This window comes from Lentzea xerophila, assembly GCF_051094245.1.
Classification (GTDB): domain Bacteria; phylum Actinomycetota; class Actinomycetes; order Mycobacteriales; family Pseudonocardiaceae; genus Lentzea; species Lentzea xerophila.
Map to the genome: position 1 here is coordinate 1,006,499 of NZ_CP194934.1, position 13,602 is coordinate 1,020,100.

Here is a 13,602-nt window from a genome sequence, read left to right on the forward strand (position 1 = left end):
GGGACACTAGTGCCGTGACAGTGGAGAAGCTGCTGGAGGTGGCGGGCCGTCCCGCCGAGGTCGTCGACGCCGCGGACGGCCTGCGCCCGGCGCTGAACGTGTGCCGCGCCCGGTCCGCCGTGGTCGTCAGGCTGGCAGAGGGCATCGGCCCCGCCGAGATCGGCGCCGGCCTCGCCGGGTGGCGTCGTTCGCTGGTCGTGTCGGACTCCGGCGAGCTGACCACTGTGGACCCGCGGGACGCGGTGACCCGTCGCTGGACCGCGCCGGACGCCGTGTTGTGCTTGGCGGACAACGAGTTCCTGCAGTCGAACGACGGCTGGGCGCTGCCGGACGACTCCTTCGCGAGCCGCTCGCACGTCCTCGGAGCCGAGGTCCGCGCGTTCGTGCTGGCCCGGCTGGCGCCCCGGTCCGGTGTGCTGGTGTGGGACGTGCTGGCCGGTTCCGGCGCGGTGGGCGTGGAGTGCGCACGGCTGGGTGCCGCGGTGATCGCCGTCGAGCCCGATCCCGTGCAGTGCGTGCGGATCATCGCGAACGCGTCCGCGCACGGCGTCGACGTCCGTGTCGAGGAGGCCGAGCTGGACGCGTCCTCGTTGCCGCGCCCGGACGCGGTGTTCGTCGGCCGCGGTGAGATCGGCGCGGTCAGGGCCTCGGCCGCCGTGTCCGCCCGGCGCGTCGTCGTCGCGACGGAGAGCGTGGACGAGATCGTGCCCGCGCGGGACGCGTTGCAGGCCGCCGGCTACGAGGTCGAGGGCGTGCACTGGACCGCCTCGCGCCTGCTCGACTCGGGTTTCGCTCCGGCGGTTCCGGTGACGGTGCTGTGGGGGAGCAAGAAGTGAACGGTGAGCTTGCATGATCGGTGTGTTCGCCGGCGCCGCGCACCGCGGTGACGCGGCAGACCTGGCGGGCCTGCTCGGCGCCGACGCCGTCGTTCCGGACGGTCCCGTCAAGCTCGCGGTCCACGGTCTCTGGCCCCGCCTCGGCGCCGCCGTGCTGTTCCTGGACACGGGATCCGCGGTCCGGCTGATCGCGCCGCTGGTGCGGGACAAGCGATCCGACCCCGCCGTGGTGTGCGTGGACGAACACTTCGTCGTCGCGCTGGCCGGTGCCGCGGACACGTTCGCCCGCCACGTCGCGGACCTGCTGGGCCGCACGGCCGTGGTGACGAGCGGCCCGTCGATCGACTCGGTGCTCGACGAGCTGGTCGAGCAGCTCGACGCCACCGCGGACGGCGACGTCGAGGCGTGCTTCGCCGCCATCGAGGCGGGCGAGAAGGTCGTGCTGCGCAACCCGTTGAACTTCCCGCTGCCCGCTCTGCCGCCGAACGTCGTGGCGGCGGGCGAGGACGCGACGTGGGTGATCGTCGTCGACGACCGGGCCGGCGCGGCCAAGGACAACGTGCTGCGGATCGTGCCGCGCACGCTCGTCGTCGGGGTGGGATCGACGCGTGGTGCGTCGGCCACGAGCGTGGGTGCCGCGTTGTCGGAACTGGACGCCCAGGGCGGTCTGGACCTGCGTGCCATCAAGGCGTTCGCGACGGCGGACGCGAAGGCGGACGAGCCCGGTATCGTCGATGCCGTGGAGGACTGGGGTTTCTGGCACGGCGACACCGCCGAGCTGCTGACGTTCCCGACCGAGGAGCTCGCCGGGATCGGTGTGCCGAACCCGAGCTCGGTGGTGCGGAACTCGATGGGTACCGCGAGCGTCGCGGAGGCGGCGGCGTTGCGCGGCGCGCGGTCGCTCGGTCACGGCGGCCAGATCGAGCTGGCGGCCGAGAAGTTCAAGCGGGACAACGTGACCGTGGCCGCGGCAAGGGTGCTGCCGCGCGGCCGGCTCGCTCTCGTGGGTCTGGGGCCGGGCTCCGCGGAGGAACGCACACCCCGTGCGGAGGCGGAGATCCGGCGCGCGGCGTTCGTGGTCGGGACGCCCGAGGCGATCGACGCCGTGGCACCGATCCTGCGTTCCGGCACCGAGGTCCGCCACGAGGGCGCGTCCGATCTGGCCTCACGCGGCGCGGCGGTCGCGTTCGTCGCTTTCGGAACCGGACCAACGCTGGACAATCCGGTCGAAGCCGACGTCGTTGTTGTTCCCGGAGTCTGGGAACGCTGATGCTTTTCCTTCTTTCGTAGGGTCTCCGCCGAAGTTTTCCCGATTAGCGTCGCCATGCACACGGCCCACCCCTGCCACGGGCCCGAAAGCACTGGAGACCGGCATGAGAGCCCGTCGTCTCGTCGCTGTCGCCTGCACGGCCGGCGTCGCACTGTCCCTGCTGACGATCACCGCCCAGGCGGCGGCCCTGAAGGACGGCCTGCGCCTGCTGGCCGTGCGCGACTCTCTGACCGCCACGCACACCTGGTACGAGCAGACCTTCGACGGAAAAGCCGTGCTGGGCGCCTACTACGTCGAGCACGTCGACAAGGAAACCGGTGCGAAGACCGTGGACGACGGCCGTCTCGTGGTCGGCTCGGTCGACGTCACTCCGGCCGTGACCGCGGAAAGCGCCAAGGCCAAGTCCGCGGGTGTGCCCGAAGGGGTGAACCTGAAGGTGCTGCCCGGTACGGGTCTCGTCTACGAGGTGATCTCCGACAACGGCAAGGGATCCGAGCGCACGCTGGTGCACGCGGAGACCGGTGCGGTCGTGCGGACCGAGAGCCTGGTCAAGCACGCCGACGGCACCGGCACGGTGTTCAGCCCGAATCCTGTTGTGTCGCAGCAGAACCAGAACCTGGCCGACGGTGACGACGCCGACTCGGCCGTTCCCGCCGCCGCGTACCGGTCGGTCACGCTGTCCGATCTGGACGGTTCGGGCTACCTCAGGGGCACGTACGCGCAGCTGACCGGCGCCAAGAGCAAGCTGGCGTACAACAAGAGCAACAAGTTCGACTACACGCGCGGCAACGACCACTTCGAGCAGGTCAACGCCTACTGGGGCGTGACGGAGGCGCAGAAGTACATCCAGAGCCTCGGCTTCACCAACGTGAACAACGAGGCCCAGCAGATCACCACGCTCGGCCTGACCGCGGACAACTCGTTCTACGACCCGAACAAGGACAAGATCACGTTCGGCACCGGCGGCGTGGACGACGCCGAGGACGTCGAGGTGGTGTGGCACGAGCTCGGCCACGCGATCCAGGACGCCCAGGTGCCCGGCTTCGGCTCCAGCACGGAGGCAGGCTCGATCGGCGAGGGCTTCGGCGACTGGTGGGCCTTGATCATGTCCTCCCGTGACGCCGAGGACACGGCGACGACTCCGTTGGCGTGCATCATGGACTGGGACGCCACGGCCTACACGACCGAGACGCCGCACTGCCTGCGCCGCACCGACACCGAGCTGAAGTACGCCGACCGCAACGGTTCCGTGCACCACGACGGCCAGATCTGGTCGCGGGCCCTGTTCGACGTCTTCCGGGAGTTCGGCCGGGACAAGTCGGCGAAGATCGTGCTGGAGTCGCAGTTCTCGTACTCGCCGTCGACCACGATGCTCGCCGCTTCGAAGGCCGTCGTCGCGGCGACCAAGAAGCTCTACGGCGACAAGGACGCGGCCACTGTCCAGGCAGCTTTCACGGCACGTGGAATCGCCTGAGTCAAAAGTGAAGTCGGACAAGCCCGACCATTGGCGGTTGTGCCGCTGAATCTCCGGCCGTGACGCTGTGTGTGCTGTTGTTCTACACCCTGCACACACAGTGTCATCGGGAAGGACTGCAACATGGCGAAAACCCTGCATCGCCTGATCGTGTCCGTCGTGGTGTCCGCGCTCGCGAGCATCTTCTTCATCGCCCCGCCGGCCAACGCGGACGACGTGTCGCCGATGATCGTCGGTGGCACACGGGCCAGCACGTCGACGTACCCGTGGGTCGTCTACCTGGCGTCGACCTCCGGTTCCCAGTTCTGCGGTGGCACGCTGGTGAAGGCCAACAAGGTCGTCACCGCCGCGCACTGCGTCAAGGGCCGCTCGGCCTCCAGCACGCGCGTCGTGCACGGCCGTGACGACAAGCAGAGCACCGCGGGCACGGTCGCGAGCGTCACCCGCATCTGGGTGCACCCGAGCTACCGCACCGCGACGGCCGGTTACGACGTGGCCGTGCTGACGCTGGACCGCAACATCAACTCGGCCACCCTGCCGCTCGCCACCCCCGCCGACACCGCGCTCTACGCGGCCGGCAACTCCGCGCTGATCCTCGGCTGGGGCACCACGTCCTCCGGTGGTTCGGCCTCGCGGTACCTGCTCAAGGCCAACGTGCCGCTGACCTCGGACTCGACCTGCAAGAGCGCGTACTCGCAGTACAGCAACACCTCGATGGTGTGCGCGGGCTTCCCGCAGGGCGGCGTCGACACCTGCCAGGGCGACTCCGGTGGCCCGCTGGTGTACGGCGGCAAGCTCATCGGTGCCACGTCCTGGGGACGCGGCTGCGCGGCGGCGGGCTATCCCGGCGTGTACGCGCGGATCGCGCCGTACAACTCGGTGATCACTGCTCAGCTCTAAGCGGTCTGTTGCGGGGTGCGCGTTCCGGCGCGCATCCTGCCCGCATGGCTGATCTGGAAGCTATGCCGGAAGACTGGTCGAACGCGCTGGTCGTCGTCGCTCACCCCGATGACATGGAGTACGGCGGTGCGGGCGCCATCGCCCGTTGGACCGCTCAAGGCAAGAAGATCGCGTACCTGCTCGCGTGCCGTGGCGAGGCCGGCATCGACTCGATGGAACCGGAGGCCTGCGCGCCGTTGCGCGTCGAGGAGCAGATCGCGTCCTGTGCGGCCGTCGGCGTGACCGACGTCGAGTTCCTGGACCACCCGGACGGCCTCATCGAGTACGGCGTCCCGTTGCGGCGTGACATCGCGGCCGCAATCCGCCGGCACCGGCCGGAGTTCGTGATCACCGGCAACTTCCGCGAGACCTGGCCCGGCGGCGGACTGAACATGGCCGACCACATCGCTGTCGGCCGCGCGGCCGTCGACGCGGTCCGGGACGCGGGCAACCGGTGGCTCTTCCGGGACCTGGGCCTGGAGCCGTGGAACGGCGTCAAGTACGTGGCGGCGGCGTCCTCACCGTTGTCGACACACGCCGTGGACATCACTGACTCGTTCGACGCTTCGGTGGCGTCGTTGCGTGCGCACAAGGCGTACCTGGAGGCGTTGAGCGGTGACATGGCCGATCCGGAGCCGTTCCTCCGTTCGATGGCAGAGACCGTGGGACAGCGGTTCGGAGGGGTCCTCGCGACCTCGTTCGAGCTGTTGCCGCTGTGACCATGTTCCCTTCGGCTGGACACGGCGTGTCCCGTGTGGATGCTTCTACGCATGCCCTTTGAACAGCACTACCTGGCCGGCCTCGACCTCCGGGGCCGGCGCGTCCTCGTGGTCGGCGGAGGTACGGTCGCGCAGCGCCGTCTACCTCGCCTGATCGCGTCCGGCGCCGCCGTCGATCTCGTGTCGCCGTCCGTCACCCCTGCCGTCCAGGGCATGGTCGACGCGGGGGAGCTGACGTGGCACAAGCGGCGTTATGAGGCCGGTGACGTCGAGGGCGCGTGGTACGTGGTGGCGTGCACGTCGAACATCGAGGTGAACGCACAGATCGGCGAAGAGGCGCTATCGCGGCGTGTGTTCTGCGTGCGCGCGGACATCGCCGTCGAAGGCACGGCCGTGACACCGGCGACCGGCACGCACGACGGCATGCTCGTCGGCGTGCTCGCGGGTGGCGAGCACCGCCGGTCGGCCTCCGTACGCGACGGGCTCGTCGCGGCGCTGCGCGACGGCCGCATCGCGGACCAGGCCGCCCCGCCCGCCGGCGTGGCGCTGGTCGGCGGCGGCCCCGGCGACCCCGAGCTGATCACCGTGCAGGGCAAGCGCTTGCTGGCCCACGCCGACGTGGTGGTCGCGGACCGCCTGGCGCCCCGTGAGCTGCTGGAGGAACTGCCCGCACACGTCGAGGTCGTGGACGCGGCGAAGATCCCCTACGGCCGTGCGGCGACGCAGGAGTTCATCAACCAGACGCTGATCGACCGCGCCAAGGAGGGCAAGTTCGTCGTCCGGCTCAAGGGCGGCGACCCGTACGTCTTCGGGCGGGGCTTCGAGGAACTGCTGGCGTGCGCGGAGGCTGGCATCCCGGTGACCGTGGTGCCCGGCGTGACGTCGGCGTTCGGCGTGCCCGCACTGGCCGGCGTGCCGGTAACGCACCGAGGCGTGGCGCACGAGGTAGTCGTCGTCTCCGGCCACGTCGCTCCAGACGACCCGCGCTCTCTCGTGGACTGGCCGTCCATCGCACGCCTTCGTGGCACCGTCGTGCTGATGATGGCGGTCGAACGCGCCGGTGCGTTCGCCACGGCGCTGATGGAGGGCCGCCCCGGCTCCACTCCCGTCGCCGTGATCCAGGAGGGCAGCACGGCATCCCAGCGCGTCTTCCGGTCCACTTTGGACTCGCTGGGCGCGGACGTGAAGACCTGGGAGGTCCGCCCGCCGGCGATCATCGTCGTGGGTCCGGTGGCCGACATTGCTTCCGTAAGTGGTTAGACGAGCTCTCCAGGTGAGCACGTAGCGGCTTCAGGCTGAGGTGGTGCGCAGCGCGAGGGCCGCGTACCACGGCGCCAACAGTCCGAAGTGGTCAGCCGTGAGCCACCCAGCAGCGCGCCGACCCGCTGAACACCTCAGGTGACCAGCGTCTGCGCGCTGCTGACGCGGCCGAGCAGCGCCGCCGGCACGACCCGCTGCCTGAGGGGCGACGTCGCCACCCCACACTGCGGCGCAGAACGAGTTCACCGCCGCGAACGCGTGACGGGTCCTGGCCAGAATCCGTTCGGCCAGCAGCGCGCCCGCGATCCCACCACACGCGAGCGTCGCGAGCAGCACCCCGAACCCCGCGGCGGCCAGCCCGAGCCGCTGCTGCGCGAACAACACCAGCGTCGCCATCGTCATCGCGAGGCACAGGTTCGCGGCAGGTACCAGTTCCGCCCCATGCCGCGGTGCCCACCCGCGCAGGTCCCGCCGCGCAGGTCCCGCCGCGCAGGTCCCGCCGCGCAGGTCCCGCCGCGCAGGTCCCGCCGCGCAGGCCCCGCCGCGCAGGTCCCGCCGCGCAGGTCCCGCCGCGCAGGCCCCGCCGCGCAGGCCCCGCCGCGCAGGCCCCGCCGCGCAGGCCCCGCCACGCAGGCCCCGCCACGCAGGCCCCGCCACGCAGGCCCCGCCACGCAGGCCCCGCCACGCAGGCCCCGCCACGCAGGCCCCGCCACGCAGGCCCCGCCACGCAGGCCCCGCCACGCAGGCCCCGCCACGCAGGCCCCGCCACGCAGGCCCCGCCACGCAGGCCCCGCCACGCAGGCCCCGCCACGCAGGCCCCGCCACGCAGGCCCCGCCACGCAGGCCCTGCCACGCAGGCCCTGCCACGCAGGCCCTGCCACGCAGGCCCTGCCACGCAGGCCCTGCCACGCAGGCCCTGCCACGCAGGCCCTGCCACGCAGGTCCCGCCCACCCTGGGGGCTGACCACCCACCTCCACCAAACATAACGACGATCCGGCCGTGTCAACCCACCGCTCACCGATCTGTGGACAACTCGCCCCGCACACGACGAAGGCCGCCTCCCCGCAGCGGGGAGGCGGCCTCAGCCGTTGATCAGATCAGTGCTGCGGTGCCCGGCGCGGGCGGCCGGTGCGCTCGGTCCGGCCGAACGTGCGGCCACCCTCGGAACGCTCCGAACGGCGCGGGCCGCCGCTCTCGGTGCGACGACCGGAGCCACCGCGGTATTCGCCGCGGGCGCCACCGGCAGCCGGGGCGCCGAAGCGACGGCCGCCGCTGCCGCTGCGACGGGCCGGCTTCTCGCGTTCCACGATCGGCTCGCCGCTCGGGATGCGAGCGCCGGTGATGCGGACCAGGTCGTCGTCGCCGGGGCGCACCTTCGTGCTCTCCGGACGGATGCCGGCGCGGGCGGCCATGCCCTGGACGGCGCGGCGCTGGTCGTGCGTGACCAGCGTGACGACCGTGCCGGACTGACCGGCGCGGGCCGTGCGGCCGGCGCGGTGCAGGTAGTCCTTCGGGTCGGCCGGCGGGTCGACGTGCACGACGAGCGAGACGTCGTCGACGTGGATGCCTCGGGCGGCCACGTCCGTCGCGATCAGGACGGGTGTGGTGCCCTCGCGGAACTCGCCGAGCACGCGGGTGCGCGCGCTCTGCGCCTTGCCGCCGTGCAGCGCGCCGGCGTTGACGCCCATCGAACGCAGCTTCTTGGCCAGGCGGTCCACGTGGTGCTTGGTGCGCACGAACATGATCGTGCGGCCCTCGCGCGCGGCCACCTCGTTCACCACATTCTGCTTGTCCTCAGCGGACACGAGCAGCAGGTGGTGCTCCATCGTCGTGACGCTCGCGGTGGCCGGGGCCACCGAGTGCGTCACCGGGGAGTGCAGGTACTGGCGGACCAGCTTGTCCACGTCGCCGTCGAGCGTCGCGGAGAACAGCAGCCGCTGGCCGTCCTGCGGGGTCAGGTCGAGGATCGCCCGGACCTGGGGCATGAAGCCCATGTCGGCCATCTGGTCGGCCTCGTCCAGCGCGGTGATCTCGACGGAGCCGAGGTCGCACGTGCCCTGGCGGACGTGGTCGGACAGGCGGCCCGGCGTGGCGATCAGCAGGTCGACGCCGCGGCGCAGGTGTTCGATCTGGCGCGGGAACGACGTGCCGCCGACGACGACGCGGCACCACAGGCCCAGCGAGCGGGCGTGCGGCATGAGCGCCGTCTCCACCTGCATCGCGAGCTCGCGGGTCGGGACGAGGATCAGGCCACGCGGCTTGTGCGGCACGGAGCGGCCGTTCGCGAGGCGGGTCAGCATCGCGAGGCCGAACGCCAGCGTCTTGCCGGAGCCGGTCTGGCCGCGGCCGAGGATGTCACGGCCTGCCATGGAGTCGGGAAGGGTGGCCGCCTGGATCGGGAACGGCTCGGTGATTTCGTTGGCGACGAGCGAGCGGATCAGCGCGTCGGCCAGGCCGAGCTCGGCGAACGAGGGCAGCGGGCCTTCCGGCAGCGTGCTCTCGAACGGCTCGGCGACGATCGGTTCCTCGACCCGCTGCTGCGGACGCGAGGAGTTGCCCTGGCGACCCGAGCGGCGCCGCGGTGACCTGCGGCTGGTTGAGCGCTCGGAACGGCCTTCGGACATTGATGGCAAAACAAACCTCCGGGACATGGCACGTCTCGAGGCTGCCCCGCGAGCTACCGCGGTGCCGATCACAAGGACGAGCCCGGCGTGGTGGTCACGCCGCTGATGAGTGGGTGGAAACACCGGTCAACGGCCGTCAAGCCTTCATCGGTGTACAGCACAGTCTAGCTGATCAATGGTGACGCCTTGCGCGCCCGGCAGTGTCGTTGGACACGGCCGCACGCGCAAGGTGGGTCACGCCATACCGGCCACGTCCAGCAACGTCGCCACCAGCGTGGACGGGTCGCCGATCTCATGCGGGAGGCCGCGTGAGGCGAACCACCCGCAGATGTTGCGGACGTCGCGGTCGAGAAACTCCACGCCGCGGGGGTTCGCGACGAGGTCGACCACCTGCGGCAGGTCGATCACGACCAGCCTGCCCTCGTGGACCATCAGGTTGTACGCGGACAGGTCGCCATGTGTGATGCCCGCCTCGGCGAACGTCATCAACGTGGAGACCAGCTGGCGCCACAGGTCGAGCAGTTCGTCCTCGTCGGGACGGGTCTGCGCGAGCCGCGGTGCCGCGTTGCCCTCGGCGTCCCCGATGAACTCCAGCAGCAGTTCGGTGCCACTGCGCTGCACCGGGTACGGCACGGGTGCGCCGATCTGCCACAGCTTGGAGAGCGCGGCGAACTCCGCGACCGCCCACTGCTCCGCGATCAGGTTGCGCCCGAACGCGGTGCGGTTCGCGATCGCCCGTGTCTCACGGGACTTCTTCATGCGACGGCCTTCGAGGTACCCGGCGTCGCGGTGGAACATGCGGTGGTCATTGCTGCGGTAGCGCTTGGCGGCGAGCACGCACGCCCTGTCGCCCATCGCGCGTTCCAGCAGGAAGACGTCCGCCTCCTTGCCGGTCTTCAGGATGCCCAGCTCGCGGTCCACCGCGGCCAGTTCCGTGATGAGCCAGTCCGGGTGCGGCTTGGGCCCCTGCTCGGCGTCGCCCCACGTCGACCAGCGATCGCCGTTCTCGGGGGTGTCAGCCGTGCTGAGCTGGTCCTCGCGCAGTCGTGAAACGCGGAGCTTCTCTTCTTCGGTCATGCGGCCGCGACGCGTGGGTCCCGCGTCGTCGGCGTTGCGGTTGGTACGCTTTCCCTTGCGCCGCATGGTGTCGTCGGCGCCATTGAAAGCAGACTCGTAGCGTTCGTAAAGATCGTGCTCGCGCACGGTGGGGTCTCCCAGATGGTGAAGGTGACCGCCCCACTGGCGCTCTGCGATCAAACGGTGCTGATCAGGCGCGAAGGGCGGCTGGACGGGTCGCGAGTGCGGTGCCACGTCCAAAGACAGGCTCTGACATCACGCACCTCCTCGATCCAGCTCCGTGTCACGCTTCGAGGCAGAAGTCTGCCGTGCGGCCCCACCGGCCGCAACCGAATTAATCGGTGATCAGGTCCGCGGTCTTCCCGCCCGTCGGAACGAGCTTGAGCCCGGCCTTCTGCGCGAGCTTGACCAGGCCTTTCAGATCGCCAGGCTCGGCGCTGGACCTCGCGATGGCGCGGGCCAGCAGGCCCTTGTGCGCCTTGTTGAAGTGGCTGACGACCTTGCCCTCGCTGGTGACCACCCGGACGACGACGGCGTGCGGGATCTTCGCGAGGCTCGAGTACGCCCCGGAACGCAGGTCCACGACGAACTCGTCGGCGTCCCGCAGAACCGGCTCCAGCGCCGGCTTCCACACCGCGCGCAGGCTCCCGTGCGAGGGGAGCGCGCTGCCGCCCGACAACCGGTACGCGGGCACCGGGTCACCGCCGCGAATCGCCCCGAACAGCGCCGATGCGACCGCCAGCCGTTCGCAGGCCCGTTGTTTCTCGGGCTTCTTGAGCGACGGGAAGTCGAGGTTGTCGTAGAGGACGCCGGTGTAGCGCAGGAGCGCGGGCGTGGTCTCCGACGTGCGCAGCTGTGCGTTGCGGTGCACCTCGTCCACCTGGCGCTCGGAGAGGTCGAGTGCCTTGAGACTCGCCGGGACGTCCCTCGCGAGGTCGGCCAGCGAGGACACCAGCTTGTCGCGCACGGGGTTGAGCTCGGGGAAGGACAGCGCGTCGAGGTCGAGCGGCGCACCCTCGCCGCCGATCGCCTTGGTTTCCGACGGGGGAAGCAGCACCAGCACGGTGGAAAGGGTAGGGCAAAGCCCGGAAACAGCTGGATAGAGCGCGGTGCTTCCAGACGGTGTGGACGCACTCGACTGACGGCATTGCTTGCGGGCGTGGCCGCTGGAACGCTTGTGGCGTCGGATCGCCGGGCGTGCGTGCCGCAGCGAACGTAGGTGGGAGATGGGTCCACGGCCGGCTTGAGCCGTGGTCGGCGCCCCGCTCAGCAACATCACGCGCGCCAGTCCGCCAACAAGCGCTACGGCCCAGCACGTGCGCTTGGTGCGGACACGCGCCGCCCGCACAGGCGGCGCGTTGGCTCCGATCCCTAGGGCGCCTGCAACGTCAGGTAGGCCAGGCCGAGCGTGCCGCGCCATCCGTGCAGGCGGTAGGTGCGTTGTGTGTCGGCCTTCGCCCTGATCTCGGCGGCGTGCTCCGAGTCCGGGTTGTCGCGCAGCCAGCGTTCCCAGGCGAGGCCGTGGCCGTTCTCGAAGACGTCCCACTCGTCGAGGCTCGCCTGCTCTGCGGCGAGGAGGCGGTAGCCGTGCTCGTGGGCCAGGTCCACCAGGCCGGCGAGCGAGCGGTACTGGTCGCGGGGGACCGGCATCGCGGCCAGTTGGTCCGCGGTGGGCTCGCGTTCCCAGAAGCTCTCGCCCAGCAGCAGTCTGCCGCCGGGGCGGAGCAGGCCTTTCGCCGCTGTCAGAGCGTTCGTGGTGTGGTGCAACGGGTCTCCGCCCCACACCTGGCTGGCGCCACTGACGACGACCACGTCGGCTGGTCTGTCCGGGTGCCATTGCGCCACGTCGGCCACCTGCAGGCTGACGCGGTCGGACAGGCCTCGGGCATCGGCGTTGGCTTGGGCCCGGGCGATGTCGACGGCGTTCCGGTCCACGCCGGTGCCGGTCGCGGTGGGCGCGGCTGCCAGCACTCGCAGCAGGAACTCCGCCCAGCCACAGCCCAAGTCGAGCACGTGGGCGCCGTCGAGCGGCTCCAGTGAGCGGATCAGGCGGGCGGCTCGTTCTTCGGACAGCGGTCCGTGGAACGTGACGTCCTCGTACAGCGGCGCGATCTTCGGTGGCGTCATCGCACGCAGGATGGCGCAGGTCGTTCGCGAAGGGCAACGGCTTATTCGGTTGTTGGGCTCATCACCTCCCCGTAGCTTCCCTTGACGTGGAACTTGTGTGGCGCCCGCTCACGATGGCGGACATCCCGGCGGTGGCCGCGCTCTACAACGCGGCCGAGGCGGTCGACGACACCGGCGAGCTGTTGTCCGAAGAGGACTTCGCGGAGTCGTTCGGTGAGATCGATCTGCTCGCCGGGTCGTTGGCCGTGCTCGCGGGCGATGAGCTTGCGGGCTACGGGCTTGTCGTGTCGCGCGACAACCCAGTGGGCACGCACCGCGTCCGTCTCGACGGTGTGGTGCGCCCGGAGTTCCGCCGCAAGGGCATCGGACGCGAGCTGTTGCCGCGCCTCGTCACGTTGGCGCGCGACTTGCACCTCGCACGGCACGAGGCCATGGCGCTCACCGTATGCACCATGGTCGAGAGCCGGTCCCGGGGGCACGTGGCACTGGCCGAGAAACTCGGCTTCAGCGCCGACCGCCACTTCTACGAGTTGGAGGTGGCACTGGGCGAGTCACTCGCCCAGGCGCCGATCCCGTCCGCCTACGAGATCGTGCCGTTCTCCGCGTCTCGCGACGAAGAGGTCCGCCGGGTGTGCAACACGGCGTTCGCCGGGCACTGGGGTTCGGTCGAGCGCAGCCCTGCGGAATGGGCGGCGTCGTTCACCAACAGCAAGCGGTTCGTGGGGGAGACCTCCTTTCTGGCGCTGTACGAAGGCGCCGTGGTCGGGTTCGTCCTCGGACGGCACTACCCGGTCGTCCAGGAGATGACCGGCGTCCGCGAACTGTGGATCGGCGACGTCGGCACGCTCGCCGAGCACCGCGGACGTGGTGTGGCCTCGGCCTTGCTGAGCTGGACGCTGGCTCAGGCGAAGGCGCAGGGCTACGACCGTGCCGGGTTGTCCGTGGACTCGGCCAACTCGACCGGTGCGCTCGGCTTGTACGAGCGCGCCGGGTTCGAGGTGGCGCGGACCTGGATCGACTACGGGCTGCCGGTGGGGCTTTAGGGCTCTTCGTCTGCTTGGCCGATGCAGAACTCGTTGCCGTCCGGGTCTGTCAGCACCGACCAGACGAGGCCGGGGACGTTGTGCGCTGCGGCCTTGGTGCGCGCCGGGTGGGACGAGCCGCGGTCGACTGCGGGCTGCCGGTGGGGCTTTAGGGCTCTTCGTCTGCTTGGCCGATGCAGAACTCGTTGCCGTCCGGGTCTGTCAGCACCGACCAGACGAGGCCGGGGACGTT

General features: G+C 70.7%; 12 protein-coding genes. 7 read left to right on the forward strand and 5 right to left on the reverse strand.

Annotation, left to right across the window (positions count from 1 at the left end; translation table 11 throughout):
- The first annotated feature begins 14 nt into the window (after nucleotides 1-14).
- The 6 genes from ACRSBM_RS04995 (at nucleotide 15) to cobA (ending at nucleotide 6,498) form a co-directional block, all read left to right on the forward strand.
- Nucleotides 15-836 (forward strand): hypothetical protein, encoded by an 822-nt coding sequence (locus ACRSBM_RS04995; protein ID WP_434440162.1) that lies wholly within the window; start codon nucleotides 15-17, stop codon nucleotides 834-836.
- Nucleotides 837-849: 13 nt separating this feature from the next.
- Nucleotides 850-2,106, forward strand: a complete 1,257-nt coding sequence (locus ACRSBM_RS05000; RefSeq protein ID WP_434440163.1) for a cobalamin biosynthesis protein — start codon at nucleotides 850-852, stop codon at nucleotides 2,104-2,106.
- A gap of 103 nt (nucleotides 2,107-2,209) precedes the next feature.
- Nucleotides 2,210-3,580 carry a M36 family metallopeptidase gene (locus tag ACRSBM_RS05005; protein WP_434440165.1) on the forward strand — a complete coding sequence of 457 codons (1,371 nt, stop codon included), beginning with the start codon at nucleotides 2,210-2,212 and terminating at the stop codon, nucleotides 3,578-3,580.
- Between the two features lie 123 nt (nucleotides 3,581-3,703).
- Entirely contained in the window at nucleotides 3,704-4,480 is a 777-nt protein-coding gene (locus ACRSBM_RS05010; protein ID WP_434440166.1) for a S1 family peptidase, read from the forward strand.
- Nucleotides 4,481-4,524: 44 nt separating this feature from the next.
- On the forward strand, nucleotides 4,525-5,238 hold the full coding sequence (locus ACRSBM_RS05015) for a PIG-L deacetylase family protein (protein WP_434440168.1): 714 nt from the start codon (nucleotides 4,525-4,527) through the stop codon (nucleotides 5,236-5,238).
- 51 nt (nucleotides 5,239-5,289) lie between these two features.
- Nucleotides 5,290-6,498 carry a uroporphyrinogen-III C-methyltransferase gene (gene cobA, locus ACRSBM_RS05020; RefSeq protein ID WP_434440170.1) on the forward strand — a complete coding sequence of 403 codons (1,209 nt, stop codon included), beginning with the start codon at nucleotides 5,290-5,292 and terminating at the stop codon, nucleotides 6,496-6,498.
- A 30-nt stretch (nucleotides 6,499-6,528) separates the two neighbouring features.
- Here the strand turns inward: cobA and ACRSBM_RS05025 are convergent, their stop codons facing one another.
- The 5 genes from ACRSBM_RS05025 to ACRSBM_RS05045 all read right to left on the reverse strand — a co-directional run bounded on the left by ACRSBM_RS05025 (nucleotide 6,529) and on the right by ACRSBM_RS05045 (nucleotide 12,327).
- A complete protein-coding gene (locus ACRSBM_RS05025) occupies nucleotides 6,529-7,155 on the reverse strand; it encodes a hypothetical protein (RefSeq protein WP_434440172.1) in 627 nt (208 codons plus the stop codon).
- A 441-nt stretch (nucleotides 7,156-7,596) separates the two neighbouring features.
- A complete protein-coding gene (locus ACRSBM_RS05030) occupies nucleotides 7,597-9,123 on the reverse strand; it encodes a DEAD/DEAH box helicase (RefSeq protein ID WP_434440174.1) in 1,527 nt (508 codons plus the stop codon).
- A 234-nt stretch (nucleotides 9,124-9,357) separates the two neighbouring features.
- Nucleotides 9,358-10,326 (reverse strand): serine protein kinase RIO, encoded by a 969-nt coding sequence (locus tag ACRSBM_RS05035; RefSeq protein WP_434440176.1) that lies wholly within the window; start codon nucleotides 10,324-10,326, stop codon nucleotides 9,358-9,360.
- A gap of 208 nt (nucleotides 10,327-10,534) precedes the next feature.
- Complete coding sequence (yaaA, locus tag ACRSBM_RS05040) at nucleotides 10,535-11,263, reverse strand: peroxide stress protein YaaA (RefSeq protein WP_434440178.1); 729 nt, start codon at nucleotides 11,261-11,263, stop codon at nucleotides 10,535-10,537.
- A gap of 308 nt (nucleotides 11,264-11,571) precedes the next feature.
- The gene (locus ACRSBM_RS05045) at nucleotides 11,572-12,327 is read right to left on the reverse strand and encodes an SAM-dependent methyltransferase (protein ID WP_434440180.1); all 756 of its coding nucleotides are present in this window, start codon (nucleotides 12,325-12,327) and stop codon (nucleotides 11,572-11,574) included.
- An 86-nt stretch (nucleotides 12,328-12,413) separates the two neighbouring features.
- On the opposite strand from ACRSBM_RS05045, the gene ACRSBM_RS05050 reads away from it, so the two are divergent.
- Nucleotides 12,414-13,370 (forward strand): GNAT family N-acetyltransferase, encoded by a 957-nt coding sequence (locus ACRSBM_RS05050; protein WP_434440181.1) that lies wholly within the window; start codon nucleotides 12,414-12,416, stop codon nucleotides 13,368-13,370.
- Nucleotides 13,371-13,602 lie beyond the last annotated feature (232 nt).